Annotated in this window: 20 protein-coding genes; 8 read left to right on the forward strand and 12 right to left on the reverse strand. The window is 73.7% G+C overall.

From position 1 onward, the window contains the following. Window positions 1–48 precede the first annotated feature (48 nt). The 3 genes from FRAAL_RS19650 (at window position 49) to FRAAL_RS19660 (ending at window position 3,560) form a co-directional block, all read left to right on the forward strand. Window positions 49–948, forward strand: coding sequence for a FadR/GntR family transcriptional regulator (locus tag FRAAL_RS19650; RefSeq protein WP_011605616.1), 900 nt, complete (start codon window positions 49–51; stop codon window positions 946–948). A 260-nt stretch (window positions 949–1,208) separates the two neighbouring features. Further along, the gene (locus FRAAL_RS19655; RefSeq protein WP_231861113.1) at window positions 1,209–2,720 is read left to right on the forward strand and encodes a P-loop ATPase, Sll1717 family; all 1,512 of its coding nucleotides are present in this window, start codon (window positions 1,209–1,211) and stop codon (window positions 2,718–2,720) included. 201 nt (window positions 2,721–2,921) lie between these two features. After that, the gene (locus tag FRAAL_RS19660) at window positions 2,922–3,560 is read left to right on the forward strand and encodes a hypothetical protein (RefSeq protein ID WP_011605618.1); all 639 of its coding nucleotides are present in this window, start codon (window positions 2,922–2,924) and stop codon (window positions 3,558–3,560) included. Here the strand turns inward: FRAAL_RS19660 and FRAAL_RS19665 are convergent. The 8 genes from FRAAL_RS19665 to FRAAL_RS19700 all read right to left on the reverse strand — a co-directional run bounded on the left by FRAAL_RS19665 (window position 3,521) and on the right by FRAAL_RS19700 (window position 12,308). Continuing rightward, window positions 3,521–3,856 (reverse strand): hypothetical protein, encoded by a 336-nt coding sequence (locus FRAAL_RS19665; protein ID WP_041940767.1) that lies wholly within the window; start codon window positions 3,854–3,856, stop codon window positions 3,521–3,523. The two genes, FRAAL_RS19660 and FRAAL_RS19665, sit on opposite strands and share 40 nt — an antisense overlap. A gap of 298 nt (window positions 3,857–4,154) precedes the next feature. Next, window positions 4,155–5,621, reverse strand: coding sequence for an alpha/beta hydrolase family protein (locus FRAAL_RS19670; protein ID WP_041940768.1), 1,467 nt, complete (start codon window positions 5,619–5,621; stop codon window positions 4,155–4,157). 129 nt (window positions 5,622–5,750) lie between these two features. Continuing rightward, on the reverse strand, window positions 5,751–5,945 hold the full coding sequence (locus FRAAL_RS19675) for a (2Fe-2S)-binding protein (RefSeq protein ID WP_041939521.1): 195 nt from the start codon (window positions 5,943–5,945) through the stop codon (window positions 5,751–5,753). Window positions 5,946–6,229: 284 nt separating this feature from the next. Further along, window positions 6,230–7,051, reverse strand: a complete 822-nt coding sequence (locus FRAAL_RS19680; RefSeq protein WP_011605622.1) for a family 1 encapsulin nanocompartment shell protein — start codon at window positions 7,049–7,051, stop codon at window positions 6,230–6,232. Beyond that, window positions 7,048–7,458, reverse strand: coding sequence for an encapsulin-associated ferritin-like protein (locus FRAAL_RS19685; RefSeq protein WP_011605623.1), 411 nt, complete (start codon window positions 7,456–7,458; stop codon window positions 7,048–7,050). Before FRAAL_RS19685 ends, FRAAL_RS19680 begins: the two co-directional genes overlap by 4 nt. A gap of 96 nt (window positions 7,459–7,554) precedes the next feature. Further along, complete coding sequence (locus FRAAL_RS19690) at window positions 7,555–8,709, reverse strand: OmpA family protein (protein ID WP_011605624.1); 1,155 nt, start codon at window positions 8,707–8,709, stop codon at window positions 7,555–7,557. Between the two features lie 267 nt (window positions 8,710–8,976). Beyond that, window positions 8,977–10,344 (reverse strand): phosphatase PAP2 family protein, encoded by a 1,368-nt coding sequence (locus FRAAL_RS35865; RefSeq protein ID WP_011605625.1) that lies wholly within the window; start codon window positions 10,342–10,344, stop codon window positions 8,977–8,979. A 692-nt stretch (window positions 10,345–11,036) separates the two neighbouring features. Next, on the reverse strand, window positions 11,037–12,308 hold the full coding sequence (locus tag FRAAL_RS19700; protein ID WP_231861114.1) for a L,D-transpeptidase: 1,272 nt from the start codon (window positions 12,306–12,308) through the stop codon (window positions 11,037–11,039). A gap of 928 nt (window positions 12,309–13,236) precedes the next feature. Between FRAAL_RS19700 and pucL the strand changes: the two genes are divergently transcribed. After that, a complete protein-coding gene (gene pucL / locus FRAAL_RS19705) occupies window positions 13,237–14,130 on the forward strand; it encodes a factor-independent urate hydroxylase (RefSeq protein ID WP_041939523.1) in 894 nt (297 codons plus the stop codon). A 21-nt stretch (window positions 14,131–14,151) separates the two neighbouring features. On the opposite strand, the gene FRAAL_RS19710 is transcribed toward pucL, so the two are convergent. After that, complete coding sequence (locus FRAAL_RS19710) at window positions 14,152–15,033, reverse strand: SAM hydrolase/SAM-dependent halogenase family protein (RefSeq protein ID WP_011605628.1); 882 nt, start codon at window positions 15,031–15,033, stop codon at window positions 14,152–14,154. Continuing rightward, window positions 15,030–15,680 (reverse strand): DUF3099 domain-containing protein, encoded by a 651-nt coding sequence (locus FRAAL_RS35115; protein ID WP_050997186.1) that lies wholly within the window; start codon window positions 15,678–15,680, stop codon window positions 15,030–15,032. Before FRAAL_RS35115 ends, FRAAL_RS19710 begins: the two co-directional genes overlap by 4 nt. Before the next feature lie 256 nt (window positions 15,681–15,936). Here FRAAL_RS35115 and FRAAL_RS19720 point away from each other — a divergent pair, with 256 nt between their 5' ends. From FRAAL_RS19720 to FRAAL_RS19735, 4 genes are all read left to right on the forward strand, one after another. Beyond that, window positions 15,937–17,103 carry a glycosyltransferase family 4 protein gene (locus FRAAL_RS19720; RefSeq protein ID WP_197537209.1) on the forward strand — a complete coding sequence of 389 codons (1,167 nt, stop codon included), beginning with the start codon at window positions 15,937–15,939 and terminating at the stop codon, window positions 17,101–17,103. Beyond that, window positions 17,100–18,509, forward strand: coding sequence for a glycosyltransferase (locus FRAAL_RS19725; RefSeq protein WP_372665656.1), 1,410 nt, complete (start codon window positions 17,100–17,102; stop codon window positions 18,507–18,509). Before FRAAL_RS19720 ends, FRAAL_RS19725 begins: the two co-directional genes overlap by 4 nt. A 68-nt stretch (window positions 18,510–18,577) precedes the next feature. Beyond that, window positions 18,578–19,372, forward strand: coding sequence for an SGNH/GDSL hydrolase family protein (locus tag FRAAL_RS19730; RefSeq protein ID WP_231861115.1), 795 nt, complete (start codon window positions 18,578–18,580; stop codon window positions 19,370–19,372). A gap of 29 nt (window positions 19,373–19,401) precedes the next feature. Next, complete coding sequence (locus FRAAL_RS19735; protein ID WP_011605633.1) at window positions 19,402–20,196, forward strand: Rv1486c family protein; 795 nt, start codon at window positions 19,402–19,404, stop codon at window positions 20,194–20,196. 15 nt (window positions 20,197–20,211) lie between these two features. Here FRAAL_RS19735 and FRAAL_RS19740 read toward each other — a convergent pair whose 3' ends face one another. Next, a complete protein-coding gene (locus FRAAL_RS19740) occupies window positions 20,212–20,727 on the reverse strand; it encodes a DUF3090 domain-containing protein (RefSeq protein WP_011605634.1) in 516 nt (171 codons plus the stop codon). Between the two features lie 16 nt (window positions 20,728–20,743). Beyond that, window positions 20,744–21,910 (reverse strand): ferrochelatase, encoded by a 1,167-nt coding sequence (locus tag FRAAL_RS19745; protein WP_011605635.1) that lies wholly within the window; start codon window positions 21,908–21,910, stop codon window positions 20,744–20,746.

Raw genomic sequence — 21,910 nt, forward strand, 5'->3', positions numbered from 1 at the left:
GGGAGGTCCACCCGGCCGGGCAGCCGCCACCAGGGGGAGCACAAGATCATGTCGTTAACGCAGCCGACCGACACCTCGACGCCCCGCATCGCGCCGCACCCGGTGCGCCTCGCGCGCACGGCCGGGGCCGACGGCGCGGCGGCCCCGGCCGGGTCTCCCGGGACGCCGGCCCGCGCACTGTCCGGCCCGCTGCTCGCGACGAGCCGCGTCGGGCAGCATGTCCGCGTTCCGAAGACCGCCGAACTCGTCGCCGCCCACCTACGCCGCCAGATCGTCCGCGGCGAACTCCACGAAGGCGACGCCCTGCCCCCCGAAGCCGTCCTCATGGAACAGTTCGGCGTCTCCCGCCCCACCCTGCGCGAAGCCTTCCGCGTCCTCGAATCCGAAGCCCTCATCAGCGTCCGCCGCGGCGCCCACGGCGGCGCCCGCGTCCACACCCCCAACGGCCACGTCGCCGCCCGCTACACCGCCCTCGTCCTCGAACACCAACACACCACCCTCGCCGACATCCACACCGCCCACACCCACCTCGAACCCGCCGCCATCCGCCTACTCGCCACCACCGCCACCGACACCCACCTCACCCACCTCACCACCCACCTCACCACCACCGACCACGCCCTCGCCACCCCCCACCCCAACCCCACCGACATCCACACCCACCACCTCAACTTCCACACCCTCCTGCTCACCACCCCCGCCAACCACACCCTCACCATGATCAGCAGCATGCTCCGCCACATCCTCGACGCCACCACCCCCACCCCCGACACCCCCACCCCCGACCTCACCACCCTGCGCCACCAACACACCACCCACCACCAACTCCTCACCCACCTCACCAACCACGACCCCGACGCCGCCGAAACCCTCTGGCGCCACCACCTCACCACCACCCCCCACACCCCCCACCAACCCACCACCCCCCTCGACCTCCTCGGCGACTAGGCCGCGTAGCCGACCGTGATCAGGGGGTCCGGCCGGCCGGGTCCTCGCGACCCGCCCGGCTGTCCGGCTGCCCGCCCGCAGTCGGCGGAAGCCAGTCCCGTACCGGATCGATCCGGCCCGCCGGGACTCCGACCTGCACGAATGGCGACCGGATCGGCCGGACCCAGCGGCGGCAGGGACGTCGAGCGCATATACGGGAAATAATTCGCCCGCAATGCGACAGTGTTCGCGGTATCGTCGTGGAAGTTCAGACTCGGACCATGCGCCGGCGTTCAGCCGAAAGGGTTCTGATGGTCGATCTTGCCCGACTCAGCTTCGGCGCGGCCGCCGCGGAACGGGACATCCGCCGGGGGCTCGACTCCTATTTCATCGAGTCCTCCGCGTACAACCAGGTGAACTCGGGGATGAAGACGATCCTGGTCGCGAACCGGGGCGCCGGCAAGAGTGCGATCTTCAAGACCATGGCGCATCGGCAACGGGACGCGGGCCGCTCGGTGATCGAACTGGCCCCGGAGGACTACTCCTACGAGTTTCTCAGTTCCGCCATGACCCGGGAGCTCGACGGCTCGTGGGCGAAGCTGGGAGCCTACGCGACGGCGTGGAAATACCTGATCCTCGTGCTGATCATGAAGGAGCTGACCCGCCGCCACGGCCGGCTGCGCCGCGGCGCGGAGAGCCAGATCCACACCTACCTACGGGACCATCATGCGGGCGGCGCGACAAGCGCCTTCGACTCCTTCGTCTCCTATCTTCGCCGGATCGAGTCGGTGAAGATAGGCCGGTACGAGGCGGGTGTGCGCACCCGGGAGCTGCAGTACCTGTACAAACTCCAGGAGATCGAACATCTGCTGCCCCCGCTGGTCCGCCTGTGCGAACGCAGTCGGGTCACGGTGGTCGTCGACGAACTGGACCGCGGCTGGGACGCCTCCGAGGACGCCCAGGCATTCGTCGCCGGCCTGTTCCAGGCCTGCATGTCGATCAATGATCTCTCTCCGCACCTGCGGATCTGCATGTCGCTGCGGCAGGAGCTCTACGACAGCATCCCCGCGATCTACGACGACGCCCAGAAGTTCCGCGACCTCATCGAGGTCATCTCGTGGGACGAGGAAGGGCTCTGGAAGATGATAGCCGGCCGCATCCGGCACACGGTTCCCGACCTGAGGAGCCGCTCCGACGACGACTGCTGGGGAGCGGTCTTCACCCGGCCGGTGTGGTCCTTCCGGTACATGACCGACCGTTCCCTGTGTCGTCCCCGGGAAATCATCCAGTACTGCAGCCACGCGCTCGACCATGCTCGCACACACAGCTCGCGCAAGTCGGTCAGAATCGCCCCACGGGACATACAGGCGGTCGAATCGACATATTCGGCCGAGCGGTCGCGCGACATCGCGGCCGAGTACCGGTTCCAGCATCCCGGCCTGCTCGGCGTCTTCCAGACGTTCCGCGCCGGGCCGCCCGTCTGGAGCCGCGCGGAACTGGAACTGTTCCTGCTGGACCTGGCCACCGGGGCGGTCCATACGGCCCCGGAGGCCCGCTCCTGGGTCGACAGCCGGGAACCGGAGGTGATCCTCGAGGTGCTGTGGAACGTCGGTTTCCTCGTTCCCGCCGGGGACATCGCCGCCGATCGCGAGCAGGTGCCGGTCGGCGCCGCATCCCAGCAGGCGGCCGGAGCCGGCCAGACCCGCCGGCCCCGGCGTCCGCGGCCCGCCCTGCACGGCGTCACCGAGTTCACGATCCATCCGATGTTCCACCGCTACGTCGTCGATCGGTGAGTCGTCCGATCGGTGAGTCGTCCCATCGGCGCGTCGTCCGATCGGTGAAAAGCCGGCGTCGGCGAATGGGCGGGCGCGACGGCGAGATGACGGTGCCGAGTGCCGACGGGAAGAAAAGGCCGGGGCGGCCGCACAACCGTTTTCACATCGCGCAGCCAACACCTCTGGTCCCGTCTTGTTGCTGGGGTTACCGTGGGCCGCATGCCATCGGCGGGTCTGGCCTGGCAGACCCTTTCCGACCCCGGGGCGCTCGCGCTCGTCGACGCCGACTCCGGCCGAGCCGCCGCGCTGGCCCGGCCTCATCCCACCGACCTGCCAATGGTTCAGATCGTCGACATCGAACGCCTCGCCTGGGGCTGGTTGGCGCCGGCGAGCCGGCCGCAGTCCGAGCGGCACCTACACGAGCAGGTCGCCGCCGATCCGCTGAACACGATGCGCGGGCTGTGCTGGCTGATGGCGATGTGGGTCGTGGCCGTGCATCTGCGCACCGGCCGCCAGCCGACCGTCCTCGTCGCGGAACTGCGCGTCCCGGGGATCTGGCAGGGACCCGAGACGCCGGCGAGCGCGGCGGTCTGGGCGGAGCTGGCGGATCGCATCCGGCTCGGCGTCCTCGCCGCGCTCACCAGCGACGGCGACGCCGACGCGCGGTTCGGGGAGGCCCTGCGCCACCCCGTGGGCATCGCGCCCATCCTGCTCGGCTACGCGCTGCGCATGCTCACGGATCTACACCGGCAGATGCTGGACCACGGCATCGATCCGCGCGAGATGGCGGGCACCCTGGCGCTGTACACCGTCGACCCTCAGGATCGCGCGACCGCCTGCTTCCGCCCGCTGACCTGACCGCCCGCCCGGCCGGCCGGGCCGAGGGAGTCCGGCGGCGTCACCGCGGAGCGCGCCGGAGGAGTCTGGTCGGCCGCGTCGATGTAGACGACCCGGGTCGTCCCGCCGTGCCCGTGGATGGCGAGCAGGGTCTCCATCGTCGGATAGATCGCGATGGAGTCGTGCTCGGAGTCCCACCACAGCACGCAGGTGCCGTCGGGCGCCTGCGCCCCGAACGCCACCGCGCCCGTCCCGGACACCCCTGAGACGTCGACCTCACGCTCCAGCTCGAACCGCCGCACCTGGCGAGCAGACATCGCCACGACCTCCTTGCGGGGCACCGCACCGTACCCGTAGGCATCGCCCGTGATCCGGTTCGGTGGGCGACTCGGGCACCGGGTCCGGATGAGGCGCCGACGCGACCGGATCAACTGGCCGGCGCTGCGCATCGTGACGCCCGCCGGCCGGTTGGCCAACGGTAGCCGGTGATGTCGGGGTGGGTCACCTGTATGCCTGCATAGCACCGTCCGGGTAGCCCGACCGGGGTAGTACCTCCGGGGAGGACACCGGTCACGCTCATACGCGGCGACGCCGGCCGTCTCCCCCGCGCGACGATCACGGACTCGACCGAACGGTCGCCAGCCGCGCGTCGCCCGCGTCCGGGGTCGTGAGGTAGCGCGCGTAGCCGTCGTCTCCACGCAGGTGCAGGGAGAGGAAGGCCACGACGTAGCGGTTCGCGAGCCGGTGGGCGTCGGCAGGGGCGACCTGCGGCGGCCAGCAGGTGGCCGCGGAGGTCAGCGCGACCTGCATGCCCAGCGGGGCGGGGATCCCGGCGGCGCCGAGCAGCCCGGCCTGCCGGCAGATCTCGGTGAACGAGTTGTGCACGGCGCCGGTGATGGCGACGGTCATCCGCGGGTGGGAGTGGATCAGGAGGTTGAACGCCCGGTCGTTGTTCTCGGGAATCGGCACCGTCCTGTCCCCGGTGCCGCCGATGAGCAGCGTCGGCACCCGCACCTGGGCGAGTGACGCCGCGGGCAGCGGGGAGGTCGCCGCCGCGATCCCCACCGACGCCCGGATGCGCACGTCCGCCGGCATGGGCAGGTTGGCGATGCTCGACACGATCGCGGTGAAGCCGCCGAAGGAGAACCCGACGATGCCGATCTGGTCGGGACGGACCCGCGGGGCGTCCGGGCAGGACGTGGCGGTCAGCGCGTCGATGACCGCGGAGACGTCGCGGGGCCGGTCCGTGGCCAGGTTGAGCTGGCGCTCCTCCCGCCCGGCCGCGGCGTCGGCCATCGTGTCGCCGGGATGATCGGGGGCGGCGACGAGGAAGCCGTGACTGGCCAGCGCCTCCATCAGGAAGGCGGACTGCGTTCGGCTGCCGACACTGCCGTGGGAGAACACGACGAGGGGGAACGGGCCCGGAGCCGGGGCGGCGTCGGTCACGGCGCTCGCCGAGGGGAGCCCGACGTTTCCTGCCAACGGGTAGAACGCCGGCTGTCCGGGCCCACCGAGGCCCGCGGGCCCCGCGGCCGCGACCTCGGGGCAGGCGCCACCGACACCGGGTTCGGCCGCCGCGCCCGACCCCCCGGCCGGGCCGTTCGCCCCAGTCGGGCCGTTCGCCCCAAGCAGGCCGTCAGCCCTCGCCGTGCCGGTTGTCCCCGCCGTCCCGGCCGTCGCGGGCGCCCCGGAAGGAGCCGAGCCGGAGCCGGAGGTGCCAGCCGTGTTCGCGCGGGCCGGATACCACAGCGAGGTCACGAGCACACGGCCCGGGCTGCTGGAGTTGACGATCCGCACCGTGCGGTAGCCGATCTTCCAGGGCCCGGGCAGGTCCGGGTCGGGCACGGCAGCGGCGGTGACGGCCGGCGCCGGGTCGGCCGGAGCTGCGGCGGCGGCGCCGGCGAGCGGCTCCTGGTCACTGCCGGGTGGCCCACCGCCCGCCATGGCCGGAGCCGCCGGGCCCACCAGGCAGCCCAGCAGGGCCAGCAGCGCCGGCAGAACGACGACCAGGGCCGTCGGGCGCCTCGCCGACGGTGCCGCGGTCCGGCGCGTCACCGCGTACCAGATCACGCTACGCATCATGGCCATGACACTACTGAGAGTGTCGGAACGTCGCCGACGCATCGCCTGCGCCGAGGGCGGGATGTGCCTCGACGCGCCGGTTTACAGGTGCGCGATTCCCGTCTCCGACAGGCGCGGGCGGCCCCGCGGCTAGCTCGCCCTGGCGATCAGACGGGCGCAGCGGGGGGCGACGGCGTCCAGCAGGTCCTCGATCTCCTCGACGCAGCCGCCGCAGCCCGTGCCGGCGTCGCAGCGCGCGCCGATCTCGTCCACGTCGCGAGCACCGGCGGCGATCACTGTGCGCAGCGTCCGGTCGGACACCGCGAAGCAAGAACAGACGAGCACCGCACCTCACCAGCCCGAGGCGGCCAACCCACCCGGGGTTGGCCGGCAGTTGGCGGACCCTGCCGGGAGGCCGCGGCGCCGGCCCAGACGGACCGATGCCTTAGCTAAGGCTTCCCTAATTGCAGGGTGCCATGCCGCACCCCCTCGGCGCAAGACGGCCGTAACGCCCGCCACCACCGGGCCCGCCGGCCCCTCGCCCGCCGCCTGCCGGGCCCGTGCGCGGGGACGACCGGATCCGTGGTGCGGGGGACGAACGGGCCGTCCGTCCCCCGCACCACGGACGGTTACGCGCCGCCGCCGGCGGCCGGCACGAGCGCGACGGCCGCGTCGGGCTCGGTGACCCGGAAGGTGAAGCTCTCCTCCAGGTACAGGTCGACGGTGTCCGCCGTGTGCGACGCGTACCCGATCGAGAGATCCTGGCCCGACTCGAGCACGAAGTCGCCGCCACGCAGGCTGAGCACGACCGCGCCGGTGACCCCGGGGGCCTGCACGACGGGCCCGTCGAGGATGTGCTGGAGGTGGGTCAGCAGCAGGTAGCCACCGTGCTCGGCGGTCTCGATCACCGCGGTGTAGCTGTCCGGCTCGAGGGCGAGCGCGTACGGACCGGCGATGCCGGCGCGACGCAGCAGGGCGACGGCCTTGGCCACGGTGCGCGGGTAGGTGTCGGTCCCCGCCTCCAGCGTGAGCTGGGGATGCGACGACGCCTGGGTGATGCCGACCAGGCCGGCCTCCTGGTAGCCGTGGAAGACGACCGAGTTCTCGGTGACGGCGATGCGGCGGACAGCCTCCTCCAGCGGCGCGAGGTCGAGGTCGTCGGCGCCGCGGTCGGCGTCGGCGAGCTCGGCGCGATCGAGGGTGAAGCCGACGCGCAGCTCGATGACCGGCTGCACCTGCCGGACCCGGGCCTGCACCCCGGCGGCCGGCGGCGCGGACAGGGCCGCCACCCGGCCCAGTGCGGTGGCGGAGTACTCCCAGCCGTGCGGCCCGGCGAAGTCCACCACCTTGCGGGCGGCCAGGTTCGTCGTGAGGCGGGCCTTCGCCTCGTCGTCCACCGCCTTCCAGGCAGCGTCCGTCAGCGGGGCGTGGCCGCGCAGCAGATGATTCACTCGCCTACACCTTTCAGACTGCCGATTCCGAGGGAGCCGTCACCGGGCCCCGCCGCCTGCCGCTCCGTCACCGCGTCCGGGTCGCCGGAGCCGCCCCGGTCCATGGTCTCCTCCTCGACCTCGGTCACCGGCCCGGAGGTGAACAGGTAGGTCCGTAGCTGGGTGTCCAGCACGGGGTCGTGGCGACGCAGCCATTCCAGCGTCATCGCCGCGTGTTCCTTCTCCTCGTCCCGGTTGTGCGCCAGCACCTGGGCCAGTTCCGGGTCCGTCGCGGCGTCGACCCGCTGGTCGTACCAGTCGACCGCCTCCAGCTCCTCCATCAGCGAGACGATCGCCCGGTGCCGGTCGACCGTCTGCGCGGAGAGCTTGTCGGGCTGCTCGTGCAGCCCCATGCTTGAGTCGCCCATGGCGTCTGCCTACCACGCTGACCCGGTGTTACGCCGGCACGGGTGCGCCAGCCACACCCACCGTCACCGCCGTAGGCGCCGCCGTCGTCGCTGCCGTCAGCGCGACGGCAACGGGATGATCTCGATGCGGCGGTTGGCGGCGCGGCCCTGCGGGGTGCCGTTGCCCGCGACCGGTTCGCGGGAGCCGAACCCGGCGGCCCGCACGAGGTCGGCGGGGACACCCCGGCTGGTCAGGTAGTCCGCGGCGGCCTGGGCCCGGTTCAGCGACAACGCCTGGTTCAACGCCGACGGCCCCGAGGTGTCGGTGTAGCCACCGACGAGGACGGCGAGATCCCCCCCGCGCAGGACGGCGGCGACGGAGTCCAGACGGGCCTGCGCCGACGGGCTCAACCGCGCCCCGGACACCGGGAAGGTGACGGCAGGCCCGTCGAGGGCCGCCCGCAGGGCCGCGAGGGACCCCGACTGCCGCCTCGCCGCCGCGACGCGATCCGGCGTGACGGCGGCTCCGGACCCGGCGGCTGCGGATCCCGCGGCTGCGGGTCCGGCGGCTGCGGGTCCGGCGGCCCGGGCGACGACCAGGTGGTCCGCCAGCGTGGCGCCGGGGACGACCGCGGCGGTCGCGGCCAGCGCCGCCGCGCCGAGCCGGCGGCGGGCGGCCTCGTCGGGAGCGCCGCCGGTGAGGGCGACGGTCGAGCCGGACACCGTCGCGGAGTGCTCCCCCGCCACTGCGTGTAGCGCGACGGCGAGGGCGGAGACGGCCTCGACCGGCGGTTCGGCGACCGCCGGGTCGACGAGCACCTGGCCGTGCACCGTGCCGCCGGCGGCGTCGGCGACGGCGGCCAGCAGGGCTGCGCGGCTCGCCTCGTCGGGCACGGTCGCGGTGACCGACAGGCCCCGTCCTGCGACGGCGAGCACCAGCGGCCTCGGCGGCTGGGTGGCGATGAGCACGTCGTCGCCGAGGCGGGCCGACGTGGTCCCGGAGACCGCGGCCGAGGCTCGCGCCTGCTCCGCGGCCGCCGCGTTGGGGAAGCGCCCGGTGACGATCGCCTCCCGCCCCTCGATGCGCACCTGGGCGTGCACGCCGCCGGCCGCCCGGACGGCCGCCGTCGCCCGGGCGCCCAGGTCGTCCTGGATGGGCCCGCGACGCAGCGCGAAGGCGATCAGGGCGAGCAGCAGCCAGGCCAGCACCAGCGACACGACGAACGCGACCGGGCGAGGACGGTGCAGCCGCGCGGCCAGGGACGGGGACATCGATCGGACTCCGAGCGGGATCGGACCGGACGCGCAACCCGGGGGCGGTGCCGAAGGGTCGGAGTGCATCTCACGGGGCGCGGCCCGGGCAGGCGAGGCAGGGAGGTGTGCGGCCGACGCCGGCCGCGGCACAACCTTCGCACATCGCCCACCCAGGCAACACACCGGGGGTCACAAAGCACCCATCCTGGACACCTCACCCCGGCGTCGCCCCACCGGCCGCCGGTGGCCTGCCGGCACCGCGCGGCTCCCCGGCCCGGACGAGGATCAGACCGCGCGCGCCCCGTCCGGACGGACGGCCCGGTCCGACCGCAGGGAGATCTCGGGCGCGGCGGGGGCCGGCACGGGGGGCACGGGCGCCGCCGACGGCGGGCCCTGCCGACCGGTGACCGGCGCCGCCCGTGTCGAAGAGGCGGGTTCCGCCGGCGGGGTGGGCGGGGCCGCGGTCGGTTCCACCGGCGGTTCGAGCGGCTCGGGTGAGAGGGGCGACGCGGCGCCCGCGGCGGCGCCCGGACCAGCGGCGGGATCGCGGCCGACAGACGGATCGCGATCGGCGGACGGATCCCGACCGGTCACCAGATCACGACCGGCCGACAGACCACGACCGGCCGACAGACCACGACCGGCCGACAGGTCACGACCGGCCGACGATTCGGGACCGGCCGACGGACCGCGACCGGCCGACGATTCGACGACGACGGACGGCACCGCACCAGCCGGCGACGTCGGATCCGCCCGGGGGTGCGCCGCCCCAGCCGCCGTCGAGGCGGCGAGCGTGACCGGCTCCGCCGTGCCCGATCCACCGGCGTCCGCCACGGCGGCCGGGGACGCCGATCCGGCCGGCCAGGGCGACTCCCGCTGCGGCACCGGTGCGGCGCCGACCGCGGTTGCCCGGACCCGCCGCCGCCAGGCGAACACCAGCGCGACGGAACCGGCGGCGACGCCGAGGACCATCCAGCCGGCCACCGCGTCGAGCAGGTAGTGGTTGGCGGTCGACATGACGACGAAGAACGTGGCCGCCGGGTAGAGCACCCCCAGGATCCTGGTCACCGTCCGGCGCCCGAAGCGCACGAGCAGGAACCCGCACCACAACGACCAGGCGCAGTGCAGCGACGGCAGCGCCGCGTACTGGTTGGTGATGCCTTCCAGACCGTTCGGGGCGGCACTGGCGGTCCCGGTCCACCAGCCCCAGCCCGCGAAGTGCGACATGGTGTCGGTGTACGAGGTGCCGGTGAGCAGGCGGGGCGGCGCCGTCGGGAACAGGAAGAACCCGACGAGGCAGATCAGCGTGGTCGCCACGAGCGTCCAGCGCGCCTGCGCATAGTGCCGGGTGTGCCGGCGGTGCGTCCACACCAACATTCCCGGCGTGACCACGAAGTGCAACGTCGCGTAGTAGTAGCAACACACGACTGCCAGCACCGGGACGCTCTGCAACCACCGGTTGAGGCTGAGCTCGACGTCGAGGTGCAGGAAGGTCTCGAACCGCAGCAGATCGTGGCCCATCCGCATCGCCTCGCCCACCGATGCGTCGGCGACGGACCGGGTGCCGGTGTACGAGTAGTACAGGATGGCCAACATCAGCAGCTCGACCCACCAGACCGGCAGACCGGTGGTCTGGTTGCGCAAGCGCCTCACGATGCACCTCTCGAACGTCGCACTCTTCCCAACCGTCGCGTTCTCTCCGAAGGGCGTGCCCTTCCCGCAGGACAGGCCCTTCCCGAAGGGCGCAGTCCTCCTGGGCGTCGCGGCGAGCCCGAAGGTACCGCTCCGCCCGGATGTCGCGATCTTCCCCGACCGTCACGACGGCCGCGGTCAGCGCGCCGGGCACGGCCGGCACGCAAGCCGCGAACGCCGGCCCCAGCCGGTCGCGGCCCGCCGGGGCGCCGCGCCAGCGCGCACTTCATGCTTCCACTCAACAGCATGGGCCGGTGGACGCCGTCACGGGCCGATGCGTGACCGGGTTCGGCGCGACATTCACTGACTTGTTACGTCCCCGTCGTCCGTCGTCCGCGGCCTCCCGGCCTGGTCCGGCCACGACGAGGGGCGCTGCGCGCCCCCCGGACCACGCCACACCGGTGGGCTCGCCGGGCGCCCCACACCACCAGCGCACCTCGCACCACCGACGCACCCCACACCACCAACGAACGTCACATCTGCAACGAGCCCCACAACACGGACGAACCCACCAGCGACGCCGGACCCAGCAGCGACGCGCCGGACCCAGCAAAGGCGTCACCCCGGCGAGGGCGACGACCGGAACCACCGCAACGCCGACGACCGGTCACGACCCCGTGGGGGGTGACCGGTCGGCGTCGAGGCGGAGTGGATCAGGCACCGCCGGCCGCTGCGGCACCGGGCGCACCGGGAACCGCGGTGCTCGCCGCCGGCGGGATCGTCGGTGCCGCCGTCTCGAGCTGGTCCGACACGGGCAGGGCGCTGCCCGCCTTCCAGACCGACCACGGTACCGACCAGAAGTTTCCGAGCTGGCTCGTGTCCGGCGGGCGGCCGGTGTTGACGATGTCGACGATGTCACCAAGACGGCTGATTCCGTAGAACCACTGGGCGTCGGCCGGGGAGGCGTTCACGCAGCCGTGGGAGACGTTCGTCCGCCCCTGGGAGGCCACGGACCAGGGCGCGGAGTGCACGTACTGCCCGCCGCTGGTGTAGTTCACCGCCCACTGCACCTTTTCGTAGTAGTAGTCCGGGTTGCCCTTGGGGATGCCCACCGTCGCCGAATCCATAATCACCTCGGGCGACTTGCCGAGAACGTTGTGGGGGCCGTCCATCGACGGCGACGAGGGCTTGCCGAGGCTCACCGGCATCGTGCGCAGCAACTGACCGTTGCGGAACACCTGCATCACGTGGGTGGCCGCGTCAACCCTGGAAATCTGCGCGGAGCCGACGACGAAGTCCATCGCCCGGTCCTTCACGCCGAGGCGTCCCCCGCCCGCGTCGTACCCGGCGAGGTTCGCCTCCACATGGACCTTCGTTCCCGGCGTCCAGTACTGCTGCGGGCGCCAGACGACGACCCGGTTCGAGATCCAGTTCCAGGCACCGAGGACGGGCGGATCGGTGCGCACGGACAGCATGCGCTGCACGGCGGCGCGGTCCGGCGCGGCGGCGCTGAAGGTCAGGCTGATCGGCGCGCCGACCCCGACCGTCTGCCCGGCGACCGGATCCCAGGAGACCTTGAACGACTTCTCCGGCACTCCCGTGACGAAACTCGTACGCACCGACTTGGTCCCGACGATCCCCGCCGCAGGGCTGGTGGTGGCGGCGACCTGGTAGCGGGAGTCGGAGAACAGGCCACCCGCGGACGTCCACGTGCGCCGGTCGGCTGAGAACGTCCCGAGCAGCACCCCCGGCTCGGTCTTCTCCGACGCGCTCGCCTCTCGGGCGACGCTCACGTCGGCCAGCGGGGCGTTGGCGTGGACGACGACGTGATCGGTGAGGGTAACGCCCCTGGTGTCGTCGCCCGGGGTGACGGTCACGCTCGCCGCGGGATCCGGCGCGGCGACGCCCGCCGGCTTCGACGAGCCGCCGCCGGGCGAGCAGGCGGCGACGGTCAGCGCCGTGACGAACGCGAGCGCCCCACCCATCCACCGGCCACGCCGATACCCGAAAGTGCCGGCCGGCCGCCGACTCGGACGACTCGGGCCCCACCCACGAGAAACACGTGAGGGAATCATTACCGAGCGAGACATGTAATGCCCTCTTCCGAAGAACGCGACCGGCATCGTCGCCGGACGGAAGCCTAGGTCTGAACGGTACCCAGGGGTCGGCACCTCGTCCCGTCGATCACCGGACTGGCCGGTGTCAGTCGCCCGACCATCACTCCGCGTGGAACAGATAAATACGGAGGGTAGCAACCTCCGGGTATTCCCCATAAACCCCTCCCCTTTCCCCTCTTCCGACGCGCGGTCACCGGATGAGGTTGCCCCCCGGGATGACAATTCGCCGATCCGCCGAAAGCGACGACCTGTACCCATCGCGCCACCAAAGACGGCGCAACCGGTCACACCGAGAGAGGGTTTTCCGCAACTCACGGACGACCGGGCGGGACAGCCGGTCGACACCAACCCAGGAGCATCCCGGATCATTGCGATGTCGATGGAATTCCGGCGGGAACCGCGGATTCGTTGGGCAGCCTGTGATCGAAAGCTCACGGAACCGGGGGCGGTGGGGCCGGCGGCGATCTGCACCCACCTCCGGCCACCACGGGCCCGTGGGCGGACCGTCAGAGGATCATCGGCGGCCCTGGCACGGGTGGCCGGCGGCCGGGCGGCGCGGGCCCGGCGGGCGGAAACGGCCACGAAACCCACGGGCGGCGCGCGCCGTCACACCGCTGCCCCAGGATGGGCGGGGCCGCGGGCGGGGCGTCCCGGGGCACCGTCGGGCCGCGCGGGCCGCGCGGGCGTGGCGCTGCGTGCCGGGCCGTGCCGGGCCCGGCACGGGGACCGGGCCAGACTCGTCGGTGAGCGGCCCTCACCGCGAGGGAACGCACGTCCCCGTGACCAGGGAGGCTCGATGGCGATCGTGCTCGGACCGAACCAGTTCGGCAAGGCGGAGATCCGTCTCGTCCACGTGGACCGCACGGGTCCGGCGCATCACCTCACCGATCTGAACGTATCCACCGCGCTTCGCGGCGACTTCGCCGCGGCCCATCTGACCGGCGACAACTCCCATGTCCTCACCACCGATGCGCAGAAGAACACCGTCTACGCCTTCGCCCGGGAGCATGGAATCGGCCAGATCGAGGATTTCGCGATCCGGCTGGGCCGACATTTCGTTGATTCCTTCCCGTGGATCGACGGGGCCCGGATAGAGATCGAGCAGTACCACTGGAATCGGATCCCGGTCGGCGGGGTGCCGCACGACCACGCGTTCAGTCGGGCGGGTGGGGAAAGACGGACGACGGTCGTGACGGTGGACGGCGACGCCGCGTTCGTCGTTTCCGGACTCGCCGGGCTGGTCGTGCTCAAGTCGACCGGTTCGGAGTTCTGGGGGTTTCCCCGCGACCCCTACACGACGCTGGCCGAGACCACCGACCGCATCCTCGCGACCGAGGTGACGGCCCGCTGGCGTTACATCGGGGCCGGTCATGACTTCGGGCCGTTGTTCGACGGCGTCCGCGAGACCCTGATGGGCACCTTCGCCGACGTCCACAGCCTGGCGCTGCAGCAGACGCTCTACCGGATGGGTGAAGCCGCCCTGACCGCCTTCCCCCAGGTCGCCGAGGTCCGGATGTCGATGCCGAACAAGCACCACTTCCTGGTCGACCTCGAACCGTTCGGGCTGGACAACCCGGACATCGTCTACCAGGCACCGGACCGTCCCTACGGGCGGATCGAGGCGGCGGTGCTGCGCGACGACGCGCCCGACCCCGGCCCGAGCTGGCAGGCCGTCCCCGGCTTCTGCTGACCCGCCGACGGCCCACGCCGCTCAGGCTCCGGCGCCCGCCCGACGCAGCGCGAGCCGGTCCGCCGGGGCGACGGCCAGGGTGCGAGCCGCGTCGCCGTCGCGGACCGCGATCGCGCCCATGCCCGCGGCGTCCACGTAGAGCACCAGCTCGCCGGGCGCCACCGACCCGAACGTCACCCCCACCGCCAGCTCGATGCCACCGGCCGCATCGAGGGACTGTTCGCCGCCGCGGGATCGGCCGGCGCCGGGAGAGGGGCCAGGAGAGGGGCCGGCGCCGGGGGTGGCGGCCCAGACCAGCGCCCGACCGGGCGGTCGCAGCCCGGCGTCGGCGAGCAACGGCCCCGCGGCCGCGAGCTGCACGTTGCCGAAGGTGTCGACGAGCAGCACCTCGGCCTCGAGCACCCCGTCCGACCGCAGCCGGGCGTGCGGGGCGGGCAGGCGGACGAGCGTCGCCGGGTCGAGTGGCGCACCGAGCGCGGTCAGCTCCGTCCCCCGGGCGAGCTCGGCGGCGGCGGGCGCGAACACGTCGCGACCGTGGAACGTGGCGGGCGCCGCGGCCGGCACCGGCAGCGTCACCGCCGCCTGGACGCCGCCGAGCCGCTCGGCCGCCGCGATCAGCAGGCCGTTGTCGGGCCCGACGAGATCCCCACCGGCCGCGCGCACCGCCACCGCTCGGCGCACCGTGCCCACCCCCGGGTCCACCACCGCGAGGTGCACCCCGCGCGGCAGCGAGCCGACGGTCTGGGCGAGTACCGCCGCCGCGCGGCGCACGTCGCCCGGCGGCACGAGATGGGTGACGTCGATGATGCGGGCCGTCGGCACCGCCCGCAGGATCACCCCGTGGCACGCCGCGACGAAACCGTCCGCGAGCCCGTAGTCCGTGGTGAAGCTGACGAACGTCACCGCGCCGGGGCGTCGACCACGGGCTCGGGATCAGCCTGCGCGGAGGATTCGGCGAACCCGGACGGCTCGTCGACGGGGAACGCCGAACCGGACACTGACGAACCGGACGCTGACGAACCGGACGCTGACGAACCGGACATCGACGAACCGGTGGGCGACGAACCGGTGGGCGACGAACCGGTGGGCGACGAACCGGTGGGCGACGAACCGGTGGGCGGGGGATCCGCCGCCGGATGCCCGGGCGCCGCATCCGCCGTCGCGGACCCCCCGCCGGCCGGCGCCGTCGAGGGGCGGCCGTGAACCCAGCCCTCGTCGTCGACCCAGCCATCGCTGTCGACCACGCGGTGGGGATCGGCGGTCAGCGCCGCCGGGGCGTCCTGCACCGCCCGCACCGGATCGAAGGTGGCGGGTCGGTCCCGCTCGGGAGGCGGGCCACCATTGGCGACGACGACCGCCACCCAGGGCAGGATGACGGCGATCGCGACGGCGACGAATCGCAGCCAGCCGTGGAAGGCCACCACGGCGAGCACGAAGCAGACGACCCGGAAGAACATCGAGGCCAGGTAGCGCAGCTCCCGGCGGTGGATGTCGGACTGCCGCGACCGGCCGGCGGACGTGATGAGCACCGTCTCCCGGCGTTTGAACATCACCTGGTCACCTCGATGGTTCTCCCTGTCGGTTCGTCCCCGCCCTGCCCCTCCCAATATCCTCCTCACCGGGTCGCGGGGAAAACGGCCGCGATCGGGCTTCCACCCCGCCACAGGGCCTGGACAGCCCGGGCCACCCGGACCGCAGCCGCTCGGCCCCGGGCGCCGCGGCCGGCACGAAGCTGTGCGGGAACGTTCACGTATCGGTCGGCTGGCCGTCCGCGGGACGGCTCCGTGCCCTGCCACCGTGCTCGGTGTGCGCGTAGCCGTGATCACCGAGTCGTTCCTCCCCCACGTCGACGGGGTGACGAACACGGTGTGCCGAGTTCTGGAGCATCTACGCGACCGCGGCCACGAGGCGATGGTCGTCGCCCCGGCCCCGGCACCGGCCGCCCGGCGCACCGCCCCCCGCGCGCACGCCGACGCACCCGTGCTGTGGGCACCCTCGGCGCCGATGCCCGGCTACCCGGCGTTCCGCTTCGCCGTCCCGTGGCCCGCGCTGCCCGCGGCGCTGCGCGAGTTCGACCCGGACGTCGTCCATCTCGCGGCCCCGGCCGGGCTGGGCGCGCAGGCGGTGTTCGCGGCCCGGCGGCTCGACGTGCCGAGCGTCGCCGTCTACCAGACCGACATCGCGGCATTCGCGGCCCGCTACGGGCTGGCCACCGCCGAGCGCACGATCTGGCGCTGGCTCGCCACCGTGCACCGGCTCGCGGCGCGCACGCTCGCGCCGTCCTGGGATTCGGTCGACGCCCTGTTGCGCCGGGGGGTGCAGCGGGTCGCCCGGTGGAGCCGGGGCGTGGATCTCGAACGGTTCGATCCGGGGCACCGCGACGCCGACCTGCGCCGCCAGTTGGCCCCGGGCGGCGAGCTGCTCGTCGGCTACGTCGGCCGGCTCGCCCGGGAGAAGCGGGTGGACCTGCTGGGTGCGGTCGCCGACCTGCCGGGCACCCGGCTCGTCGTCGTCGGCGACGGCCCGTCCCGACCGGCCCTCACCCGTTCGCTGCCGGACGCCGCCTTCCTGGGCTTCCGCAGCGGCCGCGAGCTGTCCGCCGCGGTGGCGAGCCTGGACGTGTTCGTGCACACCGGCGTGCACGAGACGTTCTGCCAGGCCGCCCAGGAGGCCAAGGCCAGCGGGGTACCGGTGGTCGCCCCGGCGGCCGGCGGGCTGCTCGACGTCGTCGAGCACGGCCGCACCGGCCTGCACTACGCCCCCGGGGATCCGGTGGCGCTGCGCACCCAGGTCGCCGCGCTGGTCGGCGACCCGCAGCGGCGGGTCGCCATGGCGCTGGCCGCGCGGGAGTCCGTCGCCGGCTGCGGCTGGAGCGCGGTCGGCGACGAGCTGCTCGGCCACTACCGCGATGTTCTCGGCACCGGTGGCGGACAGACCGCACGTCACGGCGGACACGACAGGCGGACACCATGAAGATCGTGCAGGCGGCGAACTTCGTCGCGCCGGCCTCCGGCGGAATCCGGACGACGCTGCGCCACCTCGCCGCGGGTTACACGGCCGCCGGTCACGAGGTCGTCCAGATCGTGCCCGGGGAGCGCGACGAGGTCGAGCGGCGCCCCGACGCGCTGGTGCTGCGGGTCCGGGCACCCCGCCTGCCCGGCACCGGCTATCGGGTCATCACCCAGCCGTGGCGGGTGGCGGCCCTGCTCGACCGGGAGCAACCCGACCGGTTGGAGGTCCACGACCGGGCGACGCTGCGTCCGCTGGGCGGCTGGGCGCGCCGGCACGGCGTGCCGTCCCTGGTCGTCAGCCACGAGCGGCTCGACCGGCTGCTCGGCACCTGGACGCCGCCGGCGCTGCGGGGCGTGCTGCCCGTGACAGCGGCGGCGGACCGGGCGAACGCCTCGCTCGCCGGCGGGTTCGACACGGTCGTCACGACGACGGCGTGGGCCGCGGCCGAGTTTGTCCGGCTCGGCACGCCGAATCTGCGCCACATCCCGCTCGGCGTCGAACTCGACCGGTTCCACCCCGACCACCGCGACCGCACGCTGCGCCGGGCGTTCGCCCGGGACCGGGAGGCACTACTGGTCGTGGCCAGCCGGCTGGCGCCGGAGAAGCGGGTGGACACCGCCGTCGACGCCGTCGCCGAGCTCGTCCGCCGGCGGGTTCCGGTCCGCCTGGTGATCGCCGGCGACGGCGCGCACCGCGGCCGGCTGGAACGACGGGCCGCGGGGCTGCCCGTGACCTTTCTCGGCTTCGTCGCCGACCGCGAACGGCTCGCCGGCCTGCTCGCCAGCGCCGACCTCGCGCTCGCCCCGGGACCGGTCGAGACGTTCGGGCTGGCCGCCCTGGAGGCCCTCGCCAGCGGCACGCCGGTGGTGGTCAACCATGCCAGCGCGCTGGCCGAGCTGGTGGTGCCGGGGGTGGGCGCGATCGCCGCCGGCAGCGGGTTCACGTTCGCCGACGCGGTCGTCGACCTGCTGTCGATGCCGCCGGCAGGGGAGGTCGAGCGCCGCGCGGCGGCGCGGGCCCGGGCCGAGCAGTTCACCTGGTCGGCCACGGTCGCCGGCTTTCTCGGTTGCCACGCCGAGTCGCCGACAGCCAGCCCAGACCAACCGGGTCAGGCCACCCGACAGGCGCAGGCGGCCCACGGGGGGCAGACGGCGCGGGCAGCCCACGGGGCGCAGGCAGCCGAGGCAGCCCACGCGGCGCAGGCAGCCCACGCGGCGCAGGCAGCCCACGCGGCGCAGGCAGCCCACGCGGCGCAGGGGGCCCACGCCGCCCACGCGGCCGAACCAGCTGACGCGGTTGGGCCCGCCGGCACTGCTGCGGTTGCCGCACCGGCCCCGGGGCCGCCGGCACCGCCGCTGGCCGCCTGAAGCCGGCACCACCGGTGGCCGCGAACCGGTCAGGCCGGCGCCCCCCACCGGCGACACGCTTCGTCGCGTTGGGCGACAGCATCACCGTCGGGCTGGGTGACGGAGTCACCATGGGGCGCGAGCACCGCCGCACCGCCACCCATGGTCGAGGGTTCGCCGCCCGGCTCGCCGAACGCCTCGGACCGCCCGGCGCCGTCGACTACACCAACCTCGCCACGACCGGCGCGACGGCCCGCGACGTGCGCACCCGCCAGCTACCGGTCGCGCTCACCCGCGACCCGCAGGTGGCCACCGTCGTCGCGGGCATGAACGACGTGCTCAAGCGGACGTTCGACCCGCTGCAGGTGCGTCAGGACCTGGTCTGGACGGTGAGCCGGCTGCGTGCCGGCGGGGCGGTCGTGCTCACCGCGACCCTGCCCGACCCCGGCCGGTTGCTGCCGCTGCCGGCACCGCTGGCCCGCGTGCTCGCCTACCGGGTCGGACGGCTCAACGCCGCCGTGCGCGCCACCGCCCGGGCCGATCCCGGGGTGCTCGTCGTCGACCTCGGCCGTCATCCGGCCGTGCGCCACCGGTCCAGCTTCGACGTCGACCGGGTCCATCCGGGGCCGCACGGGCACCGGCTGATCGCGCAGGCGTTCGCCCTCCGGCTCGCCCAGGCCGGGTTACCACTTGTCGGCGCGCCGTCCGGGCCGGGTGCCGCAGGTGACCTCGACGCCGAGGTCACGGCCCCGGGTACGCTCCGGCACTCCTACTGGCTGCTCAGCGTCGGCCTGCCCTGGCTCGCCGGGCGGTGCCTCCCCGGCGGGGACCGGAACGCCTATCACACGGAAAATCGGCTCGTGAGCCACCCTCGGCGCGCCTGAGAGCCCCTCGATTGCCTACGGTAGGCAATGTGCTTCCCGCCCTGTCAGCCTCGCCCCGGTCCGGCGTCCTCACCGGCTGGGGCAACGCATGGCTTGCCGGGCTCGTCGGACTGGACGACGTCATCACGCAGGTGCACCGCGCGCTCGGCGGCGAGTCGGCGCCGCACACCCTCGGCGACGAGCCGCTCGTCCTCGGTCTGGGTGCCCTGCGCACGGCCGGCGCGCAGCGGCTGCGCCTCATCCTGCCCGCCCCGGGTGACGTCGCCGGCCTGCCCGGCCCGGCGGAGGTGAACCGCGACGCGATCACTGCGGGTGAGGCCGTCCTCGTCGTCGGGCCGACCCCGCCGCTGTTGCTCGTCCCCAGCGTGGTCGTGCACGGTCCGGCGCTGGAGGGCCGGCTGGAGTCGGTGCACTGGCGGGTGCTGCCGGCGGCCAGGGTGCCCCCGCCCGGCGCCGGGCTGCGCGCCGCCGAGCACGACCTCAGCGACGCGATCCGCACGACGACGGCCGCCCTGGTGCACCTAGACATCGCCAGCGCCCGCCCCGAGGTGCTCGCTCTGCTGCGTGACCGGGGCGAGGAGGAACCGGGGCCGGGGCTCGGTCCGGGCCATCCGTCGGCCGCCCACGCCCTGCTCGCCCGCGCGGAACGGCTGTCGACCCTGCTGGACCTGGCGGCCCGCGACGACGGCGCCGCGGTGACGGCCCACGAGATCGCGCGGCGGTCGGCGGCCCTGCGCAGCCTGTCCGCGGCGGTGCGGCGCGCCTACGAGGCCGCCTATGACGCGTTCGACCCCTCCTGCGCGACGGTGCCGCCACCGCACTGAACCGGCGGCGCCGGCTCAGTTCAGCCGGGGGCAGAAGTGGCCCGCGGGATCGTCGGGGCGACCGCACAGGACGCACGCCGGGCGACCGGCGGCGACGATCGTGCGGGCCCGCTCGATGAAGGCTCGGGCCTGCCGGATCGACAGGCCGACCCGCAGTGAGTCGAGCTCGTCCTCGCTCTCGGGCAGCCGGATCTCGCCGGGCGAGATCCCGGCGGCCTCGACGAACACCCGATGGCCGTCCCAGGAGACGGTGAGCTGCCCCAGGTGGAAGTCCTCCTGAAACGGCGCGTCCAGCGGGGCGAGATCGATCTCGACGTCGGAGGCGGCCGGAAGCGGTATCCCCTGGGTCTGGCCGACCTGGCCGAGCAGCGTGTTCAGCCCCTCGGCGAGTGCTGTGACCTCGGTTTTCTCCAGGCCCACGGTCACGACCTGCCCCCGGCCGGCGGCCTGCAGGAAGAAGACCCTGTCACCGGGTTGGCCCACCGTTCCCACCACGAACCGCTCCGGGGATTCGAACACGTAGCGCTGCATATCTCCGATCGCTCCGTTACCTTCGTTCGCCTCGTCGTCCGGTGCTGGTTGCGTCGTTCCCCATCAGTATCGCCGCATCCCCACGACGTCCAGTCGCCGCGGCGTCCGTGACGGCGCGCGACGCATGCTGCGGCGACTGCCGCGGCGGCACGCAGCAGTGCGCGGCGCAGCTCTGCGGCCACGGTCCGAACTCGGTCAGCGCCCGGCGGGGCAGGTCCGGATTCCGGACCTCCTCGACGAGCTCCCGCACCATCGCGACGAACCGCGGGTCGGTGCCCACCGTGCCGGCGCGCGCGACCGGCAGCCCGACCTGCGCCGCCCGCTGCGCGGCGAGCACGTCGAGATCGTAGGCGACCTCCATGTGATCGCTGACGAAACCGAGCGGCACGACGACGGCGCCCACCGCCCCGGCGCCGGCGAGCTCGACCAGCCGGTCGCCCACGTCCGGTTCCAGCCAGGGCACCGCCGGCGGTCCGCTGCGGCTGCAGTAGGCCAGTTCGACGGGATGGCGGACCCCGGTCACGCGCTCGACCCCGGCGGCGATCACTTCCGCCACGGCGCGGAGCTGGCGCGGGTAGGCGTCGCCGCGGGGACCGCTCGCCCGCGCCTGCGACAGCGGCAGGGAGTGCGCGGTGAACAGCAGGTGGGCGTCGGTACGTGCCTTCTCGGGCAGCTCGGCCAGCGCGGCGACGCACCGGTCGACCATCGGTTCCACGAAGCCGGGATGGTCGAAGAACAGACGCAGCTTGACCAGCTCCGGGACGGCGAGGGCCGGCGGGAGAGCGGCGAGTGCCGCGGCCAGGTTCTCCCGGTACTGGCGGCAGCCCGAGTACGACGAGAACGCCGAGGTGACGAAGCAGGCCGCCCGGCGGACCCCGGCGGCAGCCATCTCGGCGACCGTGTCGGTCAGGTAGGGCGCCCAGTTGCGGTTGCCCCAGTAGACGGGCAGGCCGGGCAACTCCGCCCGCAGCGCCTCGGCCAGCGCACGGTTCTGGTCGTTGAGCGGGCTGCGTCCACCGAACATCCGGTACTGCTCGGCGACGACCTCGAGCCGCGACCGCGGGACGTCCCGCCCGGCCGTCACGTTACGCAGAAACGGCAGCACGTCGTCGGGGCCCTCGGGGCCGCCGAAGGACACGAGCAGCAGCGCGTCGACGGCGCCGGCCGGCTGCGACGCGGTCAT

Source organism: Frankia alni ACN14a (assembly GCF_000058485.1).
Taxonomy (GTDB): domain Bacteria; phylum Actinomycetota; class Actinomycetes; order Frankiales; family Frankiaceae; genus Frankia; species Frankia alni.